This is a genomic window from Kitasatospora sp. NPDC030952 (assembly GCF_055571335.1).
Genome location: NZ_JBVIFM010000003.1, coordinates 183,002 through 200,436, shown reverse-complemented (window position 1 = coordinate 200,436; position 17,435 = coordinate 183,002). Strand labels below are relative to the sequence as shown.

General features: G+C 73.7%; 11 protein-coding genes and 1 pseudogene. 6 read left to right on the top strand and 6 right to left on the bottom strand.

Features of this window, described 5'->3' with window-relative positions:
* The first annotated feature begins 62 nt into the window (after window positions 1-62).
* Window positions 63-1,274, top strand: coding sequence for an ROK family transcriptional regulator (locus ACZ47G_RS08505; RefSeq protein ID WP_465740692.1), 1,212 nt, complete (start codon window positions 63-65; stop codon window positions 1,272-1,274).
* 91 nt (window positions 1,275-1,365) lie between these two features.
* On the opposite strand, the gene ACZ47G_RS08500 is transcribed toward ACZ47G_RS08505, so the two are convergent.
* Complete coding sequence (locus tag ACZ47G_RS08500; protein ID WP_465740691.1) at window positions 1,366-2,415, bottom strand: DUF3533 domain-containing protein; 1,050 nt, start codon at window positions 2,413-2,415, stop codon at window positions 1,366-1,368.
* A gap of 112 nt (window positions 2,416-2,527) precedes the next feature.
* On the opposite strand from ACZ47G_RS08500, the gene ACZ47G_RS08495 reads away from it, so the two are divergent.
* Window positions 2,528-2,977: a MarR family winged helix-turn-helix transcriptional regulator gene (locus tag ACZ47G_RS08495; protein WP_380452836.1), complete on the top strand. Its 450-nt coding sequence runs from the start codon at window positions 2,528-2,530 to the stop codon at window positions 2,975-2,977.
* A gap of 203 nt (window positions 2,978-3,180) precedes the next feature.
* Window positions 3,181-4,662: pseudogene (locus ACZ47G_RS08490) on the top strand (MDR family MFS transporter); the annotation flags it as partial.
* Window positions 4,663-4,802: 140 nt separating this feature from the next.
* On the opposite strand, the gene ACZ47G_RS08485 reads toward ACZ47G_RS08490, so the two are convergent.
* Window positions 4,803-5,051, bottom strand: a complete 249-nt coding sequence (locus ACZ47G_RS08485; protein ID WP_465740690.1) for a hypothetical protein — start codon at window positions 5,049-5,051, stop codon at window positions 4,803-4,805.
* A 25-nt stretch (window positions 5,052-5,076) separates the two neighbouring features.
* Window positions 5,077-6,261 (bottom strand): inorganic phosphate transporter, encoded by a 1,185-nt coding sequence (locus ACZ47G_RS08480; RefSeq protein ID WP_465740689.1) that lies wholly within the window; start codon window positions 6,259-6,261, stop codon window positions 5,077-5,079.
* Between the two features lie 368 nt (window positions 6,262-6,629).
* Here ACZ47G_RS08480 and ACZ47G_RS08475 point away from each other — a divergent pair, with 368 nt between their 5' ends.
* The gene (locus ACZ47G_RS08475; protein WP_465740688.1) at window positions 6,630-8,168 is read left to right on the top strand and encodes an NlpC/P60 family protein; all 1,539 of its coding nucleotides are present in this window, start codon (window positions 6,630-6,632) and stop codon (window positions 8,166-8,168) included.
* Window positions 8,169-8,270: 102 nt separating this feature from the next.
* Here the strand turns inward: ACZ47G_RS08475 and ACZ47G_RS08470 are convergent, their stop codons facing one another.
* Window positions 8,271-10,556: an FdhF/YdeP family oxidoreductase gene (locus tag ACZ47G_RS08470; RefSeq protein WP_465740687.1), complete on the bottom strand. Its 2,286-nt coding sequence runs from the start codon at window positions 10,554-10,556 to the stop codon at window positions 8,271-8,273.
* A gap of 136 nt (window positions 10,557-10,692) precedes the next feature.
* On the opposite strand from ACZ47G_RS08470, the gene ACZ47G_RS08465 reads away from it, so the two are divergent.
* Entirely contained in the window at window positions 10,693-12,558 is a 1,866-nt protein-coding gene (locus tag ACZ47G_RS08465; RefSeq protein WP_465740686.1) for a serine/threonine-protein kinase, read from the top strand.
* Window positions 12,559-12,597: 39 nt separating this feature from the next.
* On the opposite strand, the gene ACZ47G_RS08460 is transcribed toward ACZ47G_RS08465, so the two are convergent.
* Both ACZ47G_RS08460 and ACZ47G_RS08455 read right to left on the bottom strand, forming a co-directional pair.
* Complete coding sequence (locus ACZ47G_RS08460; RefSeq protein WP_465740685.1) at window positions 12,598-14,523, bottom strand: FAD/NAD(P)-binding protein; 1,926 nt, start codon at window positions 14,521-14,523, stop codon at window positions 12,598-12,600.
* Complete coding sequence (locus tag ACZ47G_RS08455; RefSeq protein ID WP_465740684.1) at window positions 14,520-15,479, bottom strand: amino acid ABC transporter permease; 960 nt, start codon at window positions 15,477-15,479, stop codon at window positions 14,520-14,522. The genes ACZ47G_RS08460 and ACZ47G_RS08455 overlap by 4 nt, the downstream gene beginning before the upstream one ends.
* A 754-nt stretch (window positions 15,480-16,233) precedes the next feature.
* Here ACZ47G_RS08455 and ACZ47G_RS08450 point away from each other — a divergent pair.
* Window positions 16,234-17,388 carry an LLM class flavin-dependent oxidoreductase gene (locus tag ACZ47G_RS08450; protein WP_465740683.1) on the top strand — a complete coding sequence of 385 codons (1,155 nt, stop codon included), beginning with the start codon at window positions 16,234-16,236 and terminating at the stop codon, window positions 17,386-17,388.
* Window positions 17,389-17,435: the final 47 nt, after the last annotated feature.

Below are 17,435 nucleotides of genomic sequence, written 5' to 3'. Positions count from 1 at the left end.
GTGCGCCGGGACCGTGAGCCGCTCCGAGACCGTGAGCGCTCCGAGACCGTGAGGTGAGAGTTATGCGCGGGGAGCCGGACGGCGTTCGGGCCGGGCCCGCCAGCCAGCAGGGGATGCGCCGGGCCAACCTGGCCCTGGTGCTCGGGGTGATCGCCCGCGGCCCCCGCTCGCGCGCAGAGGTGGCCGCCGAGACCGGGCTGACCAGGGCCGCGGTCTCCTCGCTCGCCGAACAGCTGATCTCCGGCGGCCTGGTCGTCGAGGAGGGCCCGGCCGCCCCCAGCGGCAAGGTCGGCCGCCCCGGCACCGCGCTCGGACTCAACCCGCTGGGCCCCGGCGGCCTGGGCGCCGAGATCGGCGTCCGCCACCTCGGCGTCTGCGTGGTCGACCTGCGCGGGGAGGTCCGCGCCTGGCGCCGCCAGGAGAGCGCCAACCGCGGCCGGCCGCCCGCCGTCGTGATGACCGACCTCGCCCGGCTGATCCACTCGGCCGTCGCCGAGTCGGGCCTGCGCCCGGCCGGGCTCACCCTGGCCGTCCCCGGACTGGTCGGCGGCGGGGTGCTCCAGCGGGCCGCCAACCTCGGCTGGCAGGACATCCCGCTGGCCGCCGCCCTCCGCCCGGCGCTGCGGTTGGCCGGGGACGGCCTGGGGGAGCTGCCGGTGGAGGCGGACAACGAGGCCAACCTCGGCGGACTGGCCGAACGGTGGCTGGGCGAGCGCCCGGAGGACTTCCTGTACGTCTCCGCCGAGGCCGGCGTCGGCGCGGCCGTGGTGGTCGGCGGCCGGCTGCTGCGCGGGGCGCGCGGCTACGCGGGCGAACTCGGGCACATGCCCGTCCACCCGGAGGGGCCGCGCTGCGCCTGCGGGGCGCACGGCTGCCTGGAGCAGTACGCGGGCGAGACGGCGGTGCTGCGGGCGGCCGGGCTGGCCGGCGTGCGCGGCGACTGGGTCACGCTGCTGGCCGAACGGGCCGCCGCCGGGGACGAACCGGCCCGGGCCGCGCTGGCCGGGGCGGGCTCGGCGCTCGGCATCGCGGCCGCCGGGGCGGTCAACCTGCTGGACCCGGCCGAGGTGGTGCTGGGCGGCGGCTACGCCCGGCTGGCGCCCTGGCTGCTGCCGGCGATGCGGCGCGAGCTGACCGCCCGGGTGACGGTGCGGCCGTGGACGCCGGAGCGGCTGACGGTCTCCCGGCTGGGCCGGCGCGGCCCGCTGCTGGGCGCGGCGGTGGGCGTGGTGCGCGCGATCGTCGCCGACCCGGGGCCGCTCGCGGGCGGCTGAGCCCGGCCCGTACCCGTTCGGAACGCGGCCGAGCCCCCGGCCGTGGTGGCCGGGGGCTCGGATCGGTGCCGGATCGGTGCCGCGTCGAGGCTCAGGCCGCGGCGGGGGCCTCGGTGGTGAGCTCGCGCTCGCCGTCGCGCGGGCCGCGCAGGACGGCGAGGAAGGCGACGCCGATGCCGATCACCGCCCAGATCACCAGGACCAGGATCGGGATGCCCAGGTTGGTGGAGCCGAAGTAGGCGATCGACTTGGTGGCGCTGGTGCCGGCGCCGTTGGGGATCAGCGAGCCGATCGCGCGCCAGAACGGCGGCATCATCGGGGCGGGGTAGACGCCGCCGGCGCTCGGGTTGCCGAGCACCACGAAGACCAGCACGGCCAGGCCGATGCCGATGATGCCGAACAGGCACTGCAGCGCCATGGTGAAGGCGCCGACCGTGAACACCACCAGGGTGCCGATGGCGGTCAGGGCCAGGATCGAGCCGGGCATCGCGTCCAGCACCGGTCCGGCGATGATCGTGCCGCCGAGGCCGGCGCCGACCGAGTACAGCGCCAGGACGCCGAGGCGGATCAGCAGGCGGTGGACGTTGGCCGGCTTGGAGCCCGCGCTGATGCCGAGGATGGAGGCGACCAGGTAGCCGCCGACGCACCAGCCGATGACCAGGTAGAACGCGGTGAGGCCGTTGGTGTCGCCCTTGGCCAGCGGGACGACGTCCTCGACCTTGACGGTGCGGCCCTGGGACTTGTCCAGCGCGGTGGTGATGCTCTCGGCGGCCTTGGCGGCGGAGGTGCCGCGGGCGCTGCCGGTGAGCAGGGTGTCCTCGGTGCCGTTCGGGTCCACGACCAGCGCGGCGTAGATCTTCTGGTCCTTGATCTGCTGGGTCGCGGTCTGGGCGTCCGGCGCGGTGACGGGCTTGACGGCCTCGTTCGGCACCGATTCCAGGCCCTGGACCAGCTTCGGCGTGACCTGCGGCGGGGCGACCACCGCGATCGACAGCTTGTGCGGGGTCGGGTGGTGCAGCGCTCCGACGTACGAGGTGATGAAGCCGAGCTGCAGCAGCAGCACTCCGATCACGAGCAGTGCCGCACGCGGTGTGACCGCGCCCTTCAGTTCCGCGACGAATCCCTGCCCCGGGGCGGCCATCCACATCTCCTTGCGTATCGGCGGAAAACGGATACTTAATACCATGAACTAACTGGGTTGTCCTACCTCCCGCGCCGATTCTCGGCCACCGCCGCTGGGCGATACTGGCGCGGTGACGGACGAGGAAGCCCTGGTGGCGGTGGAGCGTGAGGTCGGGCTGATGTTCCGGCGGGGCCGCGCGAGAGTGGCGGAACTCTCACGTCGGGTGCACCCCGGGCTGGACGGCATGGCGTACAGCATGCTCGGTTACATCGAGCAGGCCGGGCGGGTGCGGGTGACGGACGTCGGCGTGCACTTCGCGGTCGGCAAGGGGACGGTGAGCCGGCAGATCCGCGCGCTGGAGGAGCTCGGCCTGGTCGCCCGGGAGGCGGACCCGCTGGACCGCCGGGCGGCGCTGGTCTCGCTGACCGAGGACGGCCGGCGGCGCTACGAGTCGGCCCGGGATGTCCGGATGCGACGGGTGCGCGAGGTGATGAACGGCTGGCCGCGCGAGGACGTGGACCGGTTCGCCGAGCTGCTGCACCGCTTCAACGAGGTGCTGGGGGAGCCGCCGGCGGAGTGAACGGGTCGCCCGGGCGCGGGCTTTGCTGGAGCTTGAAGAAAGTTGCCCTAGTCAACCATCGGTCGTATGGTTGCTTAAGGCAACAAATTTTCATGCCTCGCGTACCCCCGCGCTCCACGCCCAGCCCGCCTCGCCGAAGGACCCAGATGACCGTGACCACCGAGGCCTCGACCGGCACCGCAGCCGCCGTCGACGACCGACCGATGACCCACCGGCAGGTGATGGAGGCACTGTCCGGCCTGCTGCTCGGCCTGTTCGTGGCCGTGCTCTCCTCGACCGTCGTCTCCAACGCCCTGCCGCACATCCTCACCGACCTGCACGGCGGCCAGTCCGCCTACACCTGGGTCATCACCGCGGCGCTGCTCACCATGACCGCCGCCACCCCGATCTGGGGCAAGCTCTCCGACCTCGTCAGCAAGAAGCTGCTGCTCCAGATAGCCCTGCTGATCTACATCGCCACCTCCGCGCTGGCCGGGCTCTCGCAGAACACCGGCGAACTGATCGCCTGCCGCGCCCTGCAGGGCGTCGGCGCCGGCGGTGTCGTCGCGCTCGGCCAGATCTGCCTGGCCGCGATGGTCCCGCCGCGCGAGCGCGGCCGGTACAGCGGCTACTTCGGCGCGGTCTTCGCCCTCGCCACCATCGGCGGCCCGCTGATCGGCGGCGTCATCGTCGACACCTCCTGGCTCGGCTGGCGCTGGTGCTTCTACGTCGGCATCCCGTTCGCCGTGACCGCGATCCTGGTGGTGCAGCGCACCCTCAAGCTGCCGGTGGTCAAGCGCAAGGTGAAGATCGACTACCTAGGCGCGCTGGTCATCACCGGCGCCGTCAGCCTGCTGATGATCTGGATCACCCTGGCCGGCACCAACTACCCGTGGCTGTCCTGGCAGACCGCGGTGATGGTCGGCGGCGGCCTGCTGCTGGGCGCCCTGGCGATCGTGGTCGAGCGCCGCGCCGCCGAGCCGATCATCCCGCCGGACCTCTTCAAGTACCGCACCGTCACCCTGGCCGCGATCGCCAGCGTGCTGGTCGGCGTCGGGATGTACGGCGCGACCACCTTCCTCAGCCAGTACTTCCAGCTGGCCCGGGACAAGTCGCCGACGACGGCCGGCCTGATGACCCTGCCGATGATCATCGGCCTGGCGGTCTCCTCCGCCGTGGCCGGCCGGCTGATCACCAAGTACGGCAAGTGGAAGGCCTACCTGGTCACCGGCACCGCGCTGCTCGCCGTCGGCTTCGGCCTGCTCGGCACCGCCCGGGTCGACACCAACTACGGGCTGCTCTCCCTCTACATGGCGCTCACCGGCATCGGCCTCGGCCTGACCAGCCAGAACCTGGTGCTCGCGGTGCAGAACACGGTGCCCCGGCACGAGCTCGGCGCGGCCAGCTCCGTCGTCACCTTCTTCCGCACCATGGGCGGCGCGATGGGCGTCTCCGCGCTGGGCGCGCTGATGACCAACAAGGTCGGCCACTACCTGACCGAGAACCTGGCCGCGGCGCACATCCCGGCCGGGCACGCGGCGGCCGGCGGCGGCATCCCGGACCTCGCGAAGCTGCCCGCCCCGATCCTCCCGCTGGTGACCGACGCCTTCGGTCACGGCGTGGGCACCGTCTTCCTCTGGGCCGCGCCCTTCGCGGCGCTGGCCTTCGTCACCGTGCTGTTCATCCGGGAGACCGCGCTGCGGACCAGCCAGGAGAGCTGACGGCGCCGGGGAAACGCGCAACGGGCCGGGGAGTGTTCGACACTCCCCGGCCCGTTCGGCGTGCTGCGGGTGCTGCGGGTGCTGCGGGTGCTGCGGGTGCTGGTACGGCGCGGGTGCTGACGGCCCTACGGCGCGGCGATCAGCACCAGGCCGTAGACCACGGCGCAGGCGCAGAGCGCGAAGCAGGCGTACGCGCCGGCCAGCAGGGCGGGCTTGCCGCCGCCGGCCGCCCGGCCGCCCGCCTCACGGGCGCTCAGCGCGGCCTCCCGGCGGGACAGCGCCAGGATGCCGAGGGCGAAGACGGCGACCACGGCGACGGTGACGCCGAAGCTGATGCCGGCGGTCTGGGCCAGGGCGTTCCACTTGATGTGCATGGTGAGTGCTCCTCGGTCTCGGCGCTCAGGCCGCGACCGTGGTCGAGGCGGGGGTGGGGGCGGCGTTGGCCGGGGTGGCGGTGGTGACCTCGACGGGGGTGATCTCGGGGACGTCGTTGACGTTGTCCGCGCTCACCGGCTGACGGCGGGAGATCATCCACATCGTGGCCGAACCGGCCACCAGCACCGCGCCGACCAGGGCGACGCCCCAGGCGCCCTGGCGGGCCAGCACGGCCGCCCCGCCGGAGACCAGGGCCGCGGCCGGCAGGGTCAGGCCCCAGGTGTAGACCATGCGGCGGACCAGGCTCCAGCGCAGCTCCGGCTTCGGGCCGCCGAGGCCGGCGCCCATGATGCCGCCGGTGCAGACCTGGGTGGTGGAGAGGCCGAAGCCCATGTGCGAGGAGGTCAGAATGACGGTGGAGACGGCCGACTCGGAGGCGAAGCCCTGCAGCGGCTTGATGTCCGCCAGGCCCTTGCCCATCGAGCGGATGATCCGCCAGCCGCCCATGTAGGTGCCGAGCGCGATCGCGGCGCCGGCCGAGACGATCACCCAGGTGGGGGGCAGTGCGCCGTGCGGAAGGGCGCCGACGGAGACCAGGGTCAGGGTGATGATGCCCATCGTCTTCTGGGCGTCATTGGTGCCGTGCGCGAGCGAGATCAGCGACGAGGAGAAGATCTGGCCGGTCTTGAAGCCCTTGTCGGTGGCGGCGCCGTTGCCCTTGCGGGTGATCGCGTAGGCCAGCTTGGTGGCGCCCCAGGAGGCGAGTCCGGCGACGACGGGGGAGGCGACCGCCGGGATGATGATCTTGGTGATCACGGTGTCGAAGTTGACGCCGTTCATGCCGACGCCGACGATCGTGGCGCCGATCAGGCCGCCGTACAGCGCGTGCGAGGAGCTGGACGGCAGGCCGCGCAGCCAGGTCAGCAGGTTCCACAGGATCGCTCCGGCCAGTGCGGCGAAGATGATCTCGGGATGGACGCCCGCCTTCTCGTTGACGATGCCGCCGGAGATGGTGGTGGCGACCTTCACGGACAGGAACGCGCCCGCGAAGTTGAGCAGGGCCGCGATGGTGACCGCGACCTTGGGACGAAGGGCACCGGTCGCGATCGCGGTGGCGGCCGCGTTGGCGGTGTCGTGGAACCCGTTGGTGAAATCGAAGGCGAGCGCCGTGATGATCACCACGGCCACCAGGAACGAGATGTGTTCCATACCCAAACAATCGTCTTAGTTGTCGCACGGACGTTGATGACGTCGCGACCGTAGGTCCGTCTGGTGAACGGAAGGTGAACTGGGTCGGGAATCGTGGTTCCGCCGGTGTCCCGGCGGTGGCCGGGAGCTTTCGGGAGGGTGACCTCGGCCGCGCTGAGCTGGACCTTAGCCGAGAACGTCCTGGTTCGCCCCCGTTTGCTGAGAGCTGTCTCACAGATCAACAGATCAATCGGAAATTAACCTCCTGGTCCGCGTGCGCTCTGTTTCCGCCGAGTAACCCGTGGGAGGATCTCCGGGATCGTCCCCGGGGGGAGCCCGCGGACGGCGCCACCGGGGCAGGACAGGGCAAGGGCGGGGAGGACCAACCCATGGGCGGGGCTGCACAGCGCACGGAGACGTCGGGGGCACGTCCCTGGGTACGGGCGGCCCTGAGGTGCGGAGCCGTCCTCGCGGCCGCCGCACTCGCCCTGCCGGTCGCCACCCAGGCCGCCTACGCCTCGCCCGACCCCGGGACCGGCATCGCCGTCGCGCCCGGCGCCGACCCGCTCGCCGCCGCCAAGGCCACCCTCGGACCGCTGCTCGACCAGCTCCACGGGCTCTACCAGAGCGCCGAGGCCGCCACCGAGCAGTACAACGGCGCGGTCGCCAAGGTCACCGAGCAGCAGGCCGCGCTCACCGACCTCCAGGGCAAGCTCGACCGGCAGCAGAAGCAGGTCGACGCCGGGACGGACATCGCCTCCCAGCTCGCCGCCGCCCAGTACCGCAACGGCGCCACCTCCGCCTACGCCGAACTGCTGCTCTCCAAGGACCCGTACGAGGCCGTCACCATCGCCGAACTGCTCGCCGCGGCCAGCCGCTCGCAGTCCGAGTTCCTGGACAAGCTGAAGGCCGACCGGGACGCCCTCGACGGCCTGAAGAAGCAGACCGAGGACGCCCTCACGACCTCCCGGACGCTGGTCAGCCAGCAGGACGCGGCCAAGACCAAGGTCGCCGCCGACCTCGCCTCGGTCGAACAACTGGTCTCCTCGCTGACCGGCGCCCAGCGGACCGAACTCGAACAGCTGGAGAAGGCCCAGGCCGACGAGGCCCAGCTCGCCTTCCTCGCCTCCGGCGCCCTCGGCAAGGGCGAGCGCACCCCCTCACTGGCCGGCCGCGGCGCCGTCGCCTACGCCCTCGCCCAGCTGAACAAGCCGTACCTGTGGGGCGGCACCGGCCCCGACTCCTACGACTGCTCCGGCCTCACCTCGCAGGCCTGGCTGCACGCCGGCAAGGCCATCCCGCGCACCAGCCAGGAGCAGTGGGCGCAGCTCCAGCACGTCCCGCTCAACCAGCTGCGGCCCGGCGACCTGGTGGTCTACTTCCAGGACGCCTCGCACGTCGCGATGTACATCGGCGGCGGACTCATCGTCCAGGCCCCGCGGCCCGGCGCCTTCATCAAGGTGTCGCCGATCGGCTCGATGCCGATCCTCGGCGCCGTCCGGCCCGACCCGGACGGCGCGGCGGACGACGCCGGCGGCGCCTGGAAGGTGCCGGACCTGCCCAAGGGCTGGGACTCCGCCACCCCGATCGCGCCCAGCCCGGCCCCGTCGACCCCGGCCCCCGCGCCCGGCGGCACCCCGGCGACGCCCGCCCCGGGCGGCACGCCGGCCACCGGCACGCCCACGCCGACCGACCCGGGCACGCCGGCCGGGACGCCCACCGGCACCCCGACCCAGACCCCGACGGGCACGCCGACCCAGACGCCGACCGGCACGCCCACCCAGACCCCCACGGGCAGCCCGACCCAGACCCAGAGTCCGACGCAGACCCCGACCGGTACCGGCACGCCGAGCACCACCGGCTCGTCGAGCGCCGCCGCACCGGGCAGCCCCACGGCCACGCTGCCGCTGGGCGGCCTGCTGCACTGACCCGGCACCGAGGCCCTGTCCGGCCGCCCTGTCCGGCCGGACACCAGGAGGCCGCCCCGCGTCCTGGGACGCCGGGCGGCCTCCGTGCTGTTCGGGGGCGGGTCAGCCCGTCGGCGCCGAGTCGGGCTCGAAGCGGATGACGACGGCCTTGGAGGTGGGGGTGTTGCTGATGTCCGCGGTGGAGTCGAGCGGGACCAGGACGTTGGTCTCCGGGTAGTAGGCCGCCGCGCCGCCGCGGGCGACGGGGTAGTGGACGACCCGGAAGTGCGGGGCGCGGCGTTCGGTGCCGTCCGTCCACTCGCTGACCAGGTCGACGTACCGGCCCTCGGCGAGGTCGAGTTCGGTGGCGTCGGCGGGGTTGACCAGGACCACCCGGCGGCCGCCCTTGATGCCGCGGTAGCGGTCGTCCAGGCCGTAGACGGTGGTGTTGTACTGGTCGTGGGAGCGCAGGGTCTGCAGCAGCAGGCGGCCCGGCGGGACCTCGGGGGCGGTCAGCGGGTTGACCGTGAAGTTGGCCTTGCCGGTCGCGGTGGGGAAGGTGCGGGTGTCGCGCGGGCCGTGCGGGAGGGTGAAGCCGCCGGGGCGGCGGACCTTCTCGTTGAAGTCCTCGAAGCCCGGCACCACCCGGGCGATCCGGGCGCGCAGGGTGTCGTAGTCGGTCGCGAAGTCCTCCCACGGCACGGTGTCCCGCGGCCCGAGGACGGTGCGGGCCAGGCGGCAGACGATCGCCGTCTCGGAGAGCAGGCCGGGTGCGGGCGGGCGCAGTCCGCCGCGGGAGGAGTGGACCTGGCCCATCGAGTCCTCGACGCTGACGAACTGGGCGCCGGCGCCGGTGACGTCCCGGTCGGTGCGCCCGAGGGTGGGCAGGATCAGGGCGCGGGCGCCGGTGACCACGTGCGAGCGGTTGAGCTTGGTGGAGACGTGGACGGTCAGCCGGCAGCGCCGCATCGCCGCCTCGGTGACCTCGGTGTCCGGGGTGGCCGCGACGAAGTTGCCGCCCATCGCGAAGAACACCTTGACCCGGCCGTCCCGCATCGCGCGGATGGTGTCCACCGAGTCGAGGCCGTGCTCGCGCGGCGGCTCGAAGCCGAACTCGTTCTCCAGTGCGTCGAGGAACGCCTTGCTGGGGCGTTCGAAGATGCCCATGGTGCGGTCGCCCTGGACGTTGCTGTGCCCGCGCACCGGGCAGACCCCGGCGCCGGGGCGGCCGATGTTGCCGCGCAGCAGCAGGAAGTTGACCACCTCGCGGATGGTCGGCACGGCGTGCTTGTGCTGGGTGAGGCCCATCGCCCAGCAGACGATGATCTTCTTCGAGGCCAGCACCAGCCGGCCCAGCTCCTCGATCTGCTCCCAGGGCAGGCCGGTCGCGGCGAGCACCTCGTCGCGCTCGGTCTTCAGCGCCTGCGCCTCGAACTCCTCGTAGCCGTGGCAGTGTTCGGCGACGAAGGCGCGGTCGACGCCGTCCTGCTCCAGCACGATCCGGTTGAGCGCGCGGAACAGCGCGAGGTCCCCGCCGAGGCGGATCTGCAGGAACAGGTCGGTGAGCTTGGTGCCGTGGCCGACCAGGCCGCGCGCGTGCTGGGGGTTCTTGAACCGCTCCAGCCCCGCCTCCGGCAGCGGGTTGACGCTGACGACGGTGGCGCCGGCCCGCTTGGCGCGCTCCAGGGCGGAGAGCATCCGGGGGTGGTTGGTGCCCGGGTTCTGGCCGGCCACGATGATCAGGTCGGCCTGGTAGAGGTCCTTGAGGCTGACGCTGCCCTTGCCGACGCCGAGCGTCTCGGTCAGCGCCGAACCGGACGACTCGTGGCACATGTTGGAGCAGTCCGGCAGGTTGTTGGTGCCGAGCCGGCGGGCGAACAGCTGGTACGCGAACGCGGCCTCGTTGCTGGTGCGGCCGGAGGTGTAGAAGGCGGCGCCGTCCGGGGTGTCCAGGGCGCGCAGCTCCTCGGCGATCAGCGCGAAGGCGTCGTCCCAGGAGACCGGGGTGTAGTGGGTGGCGCCCTCGTCCAGCAGCATCGGCTGGGTGAGCCGGCCCTGCTGGCCCAGCCAGTAGCCGGAGCGCTCGGCCAGGTCGGCGACCGGGTGGGCGGCGAAGAACTCGGCCCGGATCCGGCGCTCGGTGGCCTCCTCGGCGACGGCCTTGGCGCCGTTCTCGCAGAACTCGGCGGTGTGGGTCCTGTCCGGCTCGGGCCAGGCGCAGCCGGGGCAGTCGAAGCCGTTCGGCTGGTTGACCTTGAGCAGGGTGGCGACGGTGCGGCGGGCGCCCATCTGCTCGGCGGCCATCCGCAGGCTGTGGCCGACGGCGGGCAGGCCGGCGGCCGCGTGCTGGGGCGCGGACACCTCGGGGGCGTCCTGCGCCGGGTCGCTCTGCGGGGCCTGCTTGGCCATGACTGCGCTCCTCGGGGCTGTGCTGGTACGAGCCGGCGCACCGTTGCGGGGCTCTCCGCCCATCCTTCCACCTGAGCCATCGGGTGGGGAGGGCCGTCGGTAGAGTCTGGGCGTCACCACGGGAGGGGCGGGCGCAGTGCGAGTCGGGGACGTTCTGGACGGCCGGTACGAGCTGCGGGAGAAGCTGGGCCAGGGCGGTTTCGGGGTGGTGTGGCGGGCCCAGGACACCCGGGTCCAGCGGCCGGTGGCGGTCAAGGTCATCCGGCACGACGACGGCGACCAGGCGAAGGCCGCGCTGCGGTTCGCCCGCGAGGCGTCGGCGGCGGGCAACCTGTCGCACCCGCACATCGTCACCGTGCACGACCTCGGCCACGGCGAGGCCGACGAGCAGCAGGTCACCTATCTGGTGATGGAGCTGCTGACCGGCCGCACCCTGACCCAGGTGATCCGGGAGGGCCGGCCGGAGCCGCAGCAGGGCCTGTGCTGGGCGCGGCAGATCTGCGAGGCGCTGGCGGCGGCCCACGACGCGGGCATGGTGCACCGGGACATCAAGCCGGACAACGTGATGATCACCGAGGACGGCCTCGCCAAGGTGCTGGACTTCGGCATCGCCCAACTCGACGTCGGCGGCAGCGGGTTGACCACCACCGGGACGGTCATCGGCAGCCCGCCGTACCTGGCGCCCGAGCGCTGGACCGGCGGCCGGGTGGACGGGCGGGCGGACCTCTACGCGCTGGGCTGCGTGCTGGTCGAACTCTTCACCGGCAAGCGGGCGTTCAGCGGGGACTCGACGCCGGTGCTGATGTACCAGCACCTCGACCAGCCGCCGCCGGAGGTGGACCCGGAGAAGTACCGGCTGCCCCGCCAACTCCCGCTGCTGCTAGCCCAGTTGCTGGCGAAGAAGCCGGAGGACCGGCCGGCCGACGCCCGTACGGTCGCCCAGCGGCTCGCCGACCTGGCGGAGGGGCGGGAGCTGCCCCCGGCGGAGCTCCCCGCGGCGCCACCCGTGGTCCGGACCGTGAAGGACCGAGTGGCGCCCGCTCCACCGGTCAAGCCGGTCAAGCCGGTCAAGCCGGTCAAACCGGTCCGAAGCGGCCGGTTCCGGCAGCCCGGGGAGCCGCTGCTGCGGCCGGTGGGCCGGCCCGCCTTGCTGTACCCCCGGCCGGTGCCCGGCGGCGTCCGGGGCGGGCGGCCGGCGCCGGTGCCGGTCGAGGACGCGGCGGCCGTCCGGGCCCGGCTGGCGACGACCGTACGGGTGGCGGCGGACGAGCGGCCCGCGCTGGCCGCGCACCGGCTCCGGCCGGTGGTGGCGGCCGCCGTGCGGGCGCTCGGAGGGACCGATCCGGAGGTGGTCGCCGCCCGGCGGGACCTCGCCCGGTACCTCGGCAAGTCCGACCGGCCGGGCGAGGCCGTCCGGCAGCTGGAGGGCCTGATCGAGGACTTGACCCAGGTGCTCGGGCCGATCGATCCGCTCACCCTGGAGACACGGTACGAGCTGACCGCACTGGTCCGGGAGAGCGGTCAGTCGGTCACCGCGATCCGCCTGCTGACCGCGCTGCTGCCCGCACTGAGGTCGGCCCGGGGACCGCGCGGCCCGCTCGTCCTCCAGGCCGGGGCCGACCTCGCGGCCTGCCAGGCCCGGCGGGGCGACTTCCCCGGCGCGGTGGCCCGGTTGGAGGAACTGCTGCCCCAGCTGATCGAGGCCTTCGGCCCGACCGACCGGCGGTGCGTGCAGGCCCGGGTGGACCTGGCGGAGTACCGGAAGCAGGCCCGGTTCCACCGCGCGCCGCACCGGATCGTCCGGGCCTGGCGGGTACGGATCGACCGCGACCGGGCACTGCGGCTGGTCGGGTGGATCCGGAAGGCCGGCGGGGAGTCCGTCCCGGAGCTGGTCCGCGAACTGGAGCGCGGGACGGGCGCCAAGGGTGCCGGGGAGCGGGTGATCGCCGCGCCGCCCTTCGTCACGGACGAGGACCTGGTGGAGGAGATCTTCGGCCCCTGACCGCCCGGGGCGAGCCGCTGCGGCCGGCCCCGGCGCGGTTCACCCCACCAGTGCCGCCGTCGGGAGCGCCGCCAGGGCCCGTAGCAGCGCCCGGGCGGCGGCGTCGTTCTGCCGGAACCCCGGCGAGTCGGTGCGCGGGCGGGCGAAGGCGGTCGCCGCCCGCAGGCTGGTGTGCGGGCCGAGCGCGGTGCGGCGGGGGTGCGGGGCGCCGCCCAGGGCGGGGTCGATCAGCCGGCTGTCGGCCGGGTCGATGGTGACCAGGCCGGAGCGGTGGGTGTGCTCCCGGTCGCTGACCACCTCCTCCACCACCCTTCCGGCGCGGTGGAGTTCACCCAGGACCGGGTCGAGGGTGCGGGCCAGCGCGTGCTTGGGCAGGTAGGCCTCGACCAGCGCGGTGGCGGTGACGCTGTGGCCGGGCACGGTGGCTCCGGAGGCCCGCCAGGTGCCGGTGGACTCGTCCCGTTCGACCCGTACGCCCGCGCCGAGGAAGCGCACCACCCCGGCCTCGGAGAGCGCGACCAGCTGGCGCAGCCGGAAGCCGGGCGGGCCGGAGGCGAGGAAGCCGAAGTAGCCGAAGAACCAGCCGTCCACCTCCTCGGCGACCGAGCGGGCGGTGAGCCGGCCGGCCGCCAGCAGCCGGGGGAGCTGGCCGAACAGCGAGAGCAGGGCGAGGAAGGCGCCGAGGTCGGCGCTGTGGGCCGGGTCGGCGCGGCGGTCGACGTCGGCGGTGACGTACCCGCGCAGCCGGGCCTGGAGTTCCTCGGTGGAGCCGAGTTCGAGGCCGGCCAGCGGGTGGTCGAGCCGTTCGAAGTCGATCCGGTCGGCCGGGTCGGGGACGGCCTCGGCGACCAGCGCGGCGAGTTCGGGGGAGTACCAGTCGTACCGGTCGTAGCGGGCCAGGAACTCCGGCCAGGGCAGGGCGGTGCGCTCCGGGTGGGCGTGGAACAGCTCGTGGTAGTGCCCGAAGCCGATCTCCTTGGCCATCGACGGCCAGACGTCGCGGCGCAGTTCGAGCGGACGGCCGGTGGCGAGCAGGGCGTCCACGGCGGTCGCGTCGAAGTACCGGGGCAGCGGGGCGGGCGGTCCCTGGAGCCGGTAGTCGGTCTTGGAGTGGTACGGGACGCCGCGCCGGGAGCCCAGGTGCAGCACCGGTTCGCGGCCGGACGGCAGGTAGCGCAGGGCGGGCCCGTCGCCGATGGGGGCGAAGCGGCCGCCGCGCCCCTCGGTGAGCATCGCGACCAGGTCGACGGAGGCCAGGCCGAGGCCGCGCAGCACCACCTGTTCGCCGGGGGCGATCCGGGCCAGCTCCGCCTCGACGTCGGCGGAGTAGGCGGGCGGGAGGTGGAAGCGGCCGTGCCGGGCGGCGAAGGCGGTGTCGGCGGCGTACCGGGGGTGCGGGGCGGAGTCGAGGTGGCCGAGGGTGAGGGCGACGTGGTCGGCGGTGAGCGTGCCGTCGTCGAGGTGGACGGTCTGCGGTCCGTCGGCCGGTCCGTCGATCCGCCGTACGGTGCCGCGGTGGACGGTGACCGTGACGTGGGCCGGCAGGTCGGCGACGGCGCGGCGGAACACCCAGTCCAGGTAGGCGCTCTGGGCCCGCCGGGTGGGGAAGTCGGTGGCCGCCAGGGCGGCCAGCTCGGCCCGGACGGCCGGGTCGGCGACCTCCCGGTAGGGCGCGAACTCCCGCTGCCGGACGGCCCATTCGGCCAGTGAGGGGCCGGGCCGGACCGGGCCTTCGATGGTGGCGCGCTCGTCGGTGAACATGGTGACGTCCTCGGCCATCGAGTTCATCCGCAGCAGCGGGGACTGCTCGTGGCGCCAGATCCGGCCCGCGCCGGGCGGGTACGGGTCGACCAGGTGGATCTCCAACGCCCGGTCGGCGGGCAGTAGTTCGGCGGCGTTGGCGGCGATCCGCTCCAGCAGTCCGGTGCCGCGCGGCCCGGCGCCGACGATGACCAGGGACGTCATGCCCGGACCGCCTTCCCGAGGGCCGCGCGGGCGCGCTGCAGCGGGGTGGGCGGCAGGCCGTCCCGGGTGGCGCCCCGGGCGAAGTGGCGTTCCAGGTAGTACTGGCCGACGGACAGCACGGTGGTGACCACCAGGTACCAGATGGTGGCGACCATCAGCATCGGGATGACCCGGTAGGACTGCAGGTAGACCAGCTGCACCGAGTAGAGCAGGTCGGAGACGGCCAGCACGCTGACGATGCTGGTGCCCTTGAGCGCGCCGATCAGCATGTTCCCGGCGGTCGGCACGATCGAGCGCATCGCCTGCGGCACCACGATCCGGCGCAGCACCCGCCACCGGCCCAGCCCGAGCGCGGCGGCGGCCTCCAACTGGCCGCGGTCGACGGAGAGGATGCCGCCGCGGATCACCTCGGCGGCGTACGCGGTCTCCAGCAGGGTGAGGCCGATGACGGCGGTCAGGGTGGGGCCGATCAGGTTGACGGTCCTCACCGTGACGAACTCGGGGCCGAACGGGATGCCCAGGCCGAGGGTCGGGTAGAGCGCGCCGATGTTGAAGAAGAACAGCAGCTGCACCAGTGGCGGGGTGGAGCGGAAGATCCAGATGTAGGCCCAAGCGATGCTTCGCAGCACGGGGTTGGTGGACAGCCGCATGGTGGCGAGGACGGTGCCGAACACGAAGCCGAGGGCGAGGGTGACGGCGGTCAGCCACAGGGTGAGGGCCAGGCCGTCGAGCACGGACCGGGCGGTGAACCACTCGGCGACCACGCTCCACTGGAAGGCCCGGTTGCGGATCACCGAGCCGACCGCCATCGCGGCCAGCAGCAGGGCGACGGCGGCGGCGATCCACTGCCCGGGCTTGCGGCGGGCGACGATCCGGGCCTCCGGGGCCGGGAGCGGCGGCGGGCTCCCGGCGAGGGCCGGGGCGGGGGCGGGCAGGACGTCCTGCGGGGTGGCCATGGCGGCGGCTCCTGGGCGGAGTGCGGGCGGGGAGAGGTACGGGGGTGATCACGTACGGGCCCTCGGGCGCCGGCCCGCGTCCCTCAACACGGCCGGCGCAGCGCACTGCACTCCGCTGCGATCGTACGCATGCGCGATCGACGGCTGTCAAGGGTGACCGGGCCGCGACCGGTCCTCGACTGGACGGCGATCGGGCCTCGATCGGACGGTGATCGGACGGCGATCCGGTCCGCTTCGGGGCCGCCCGCAACACGCCGGAAACGCGACAGGAGATCGCAACAGTGCGGCAATGATGGATGGTTGACGTACCGCTCGGCCGACTGCTCAACTTGAGGCCATGTACGCCGAGCAGCCCCTGGTCACCCGCGACCACATCGACTTCGGTCGGGTGTGGTCCGCGGCGTGTCGCGGCTGACCCGGCAGCGGGCCGCCCGTCCGGCCCTGATCCCTTCGGGGAGTCCTCCCTCGGTGTGCCCCGTCGCGGGCCGGGAACCGTCGTCCGCCAGTTGAACTGGCGGACCGTCAGGCGCACGCTGCCGCCTCGCACTTCACCGCCCTCGCACCGCCCTCGCACCGCCCTCGCACCGCGCTCCGGCCGTTCTCCCTCTCCTCGCGCCCTCCTCGCACCCTTCGCACCCGCTCGCCCCGCCACCGCTCCACCGCCCCTTTGCCCGACGGCCGCGCCCCGCCACGGCCACCTCCGGCCTGCCCACCCGCAGCCCCCCGGATCAGACCCACCCCGAAAGGTTCCGCCATGCCCGTCGAATTCCTCGGCATCGCCGCCACCGGCGACGGTTCGGAGACCAGTCCGCGCACCACCGCCTCCTTCGACCGCGACTACACCCTGCGGCTGGCCCGGGCGCACGAGGACCACGGCTGGGACCGGGTGCTCTTCGCGTACGGCTCCGGCTCTCCGGAGCCCGCCGCCGCGGCGGCCTTCCTCGCCTCGCACCTCGACAAGCTGCAGATCCTGCTCGCCCACCGGCCGAACGTCTCGTACCCGACCTTCGCCGCCAAGACCTTCGCCACCCTCGACCGGATCAGCGACGGCCGGCTGACCGTCCACTTCATCACCGGCGGCACCGACCACGAGCAGCGGCGCGAGGGCGACTTCGTCACCAAGGACCAGCGCTACGAGCGCACCCGCGAGTACATCGGCATCGTCAAGAAGGCGTGGACCAGCCGGGAGCCCTTCGACCACGAGGGCCCCCACTACCGCTTCAACGACTTCGTCTCCGACGTCTTCCCGGTGCAGCAGCCGCGCCCGGCGGTCTCCTTCGGCGGCTCCTCGGACGCCGCCTACGCGGCCGGCGGCGCGGAGGCCGACATCTACTGCCTGTGGGGCGAGCCGCTGGCCCGCACCGCCGAGCAGATCGAGCGGGTGAAGGAGGCCGCGCTGGCCGCCGGCCGGACGGACCCGCCGCGGATCCAGGTGGCCTTCCGGCCGATCATCGCGCCGACCGAGGAGCTGGCCTGGGAGAAGGCGCACCGCACGGTGGCCGCCATCCGGGCCCGCCGGGAGAGCGGCGAGCTCGCGTCCCGCCGCCGCCCGGTCACCGCCCAGCCCGAAAACACCGGCTCCCAGCGGCTGATCGAGATCGCCGAGGCCGGCGAGCGCTACGACCGCGCACTGTGGACCCCGACCGCCGCGGCCACCGGCGGGGCGGGCAACTCCAACGCGCTGGTCGGCACCCCGGAGACGGTCGCCCAGGCGCTGCTGGACTACTACGACCTCGGCGTGGACATTCTCTCCGCCCGCGGCTACCACCTGCTGGACGACGCGATCGACTTCGGCCGGTACGTCATCCCGATCGTCCGCGAGGAGGTCGCCAAGCGGGATGCCGCCAAGGCCGAGGCCGCGACGCGCGCCGAACGGGACCGGCACCAGCTGATCGCGGTGCAGGCGTGAGCGGCAGGGGCGTGAGCGGTGCAGTCGTGAGCGAGGTGCCCGGTGAG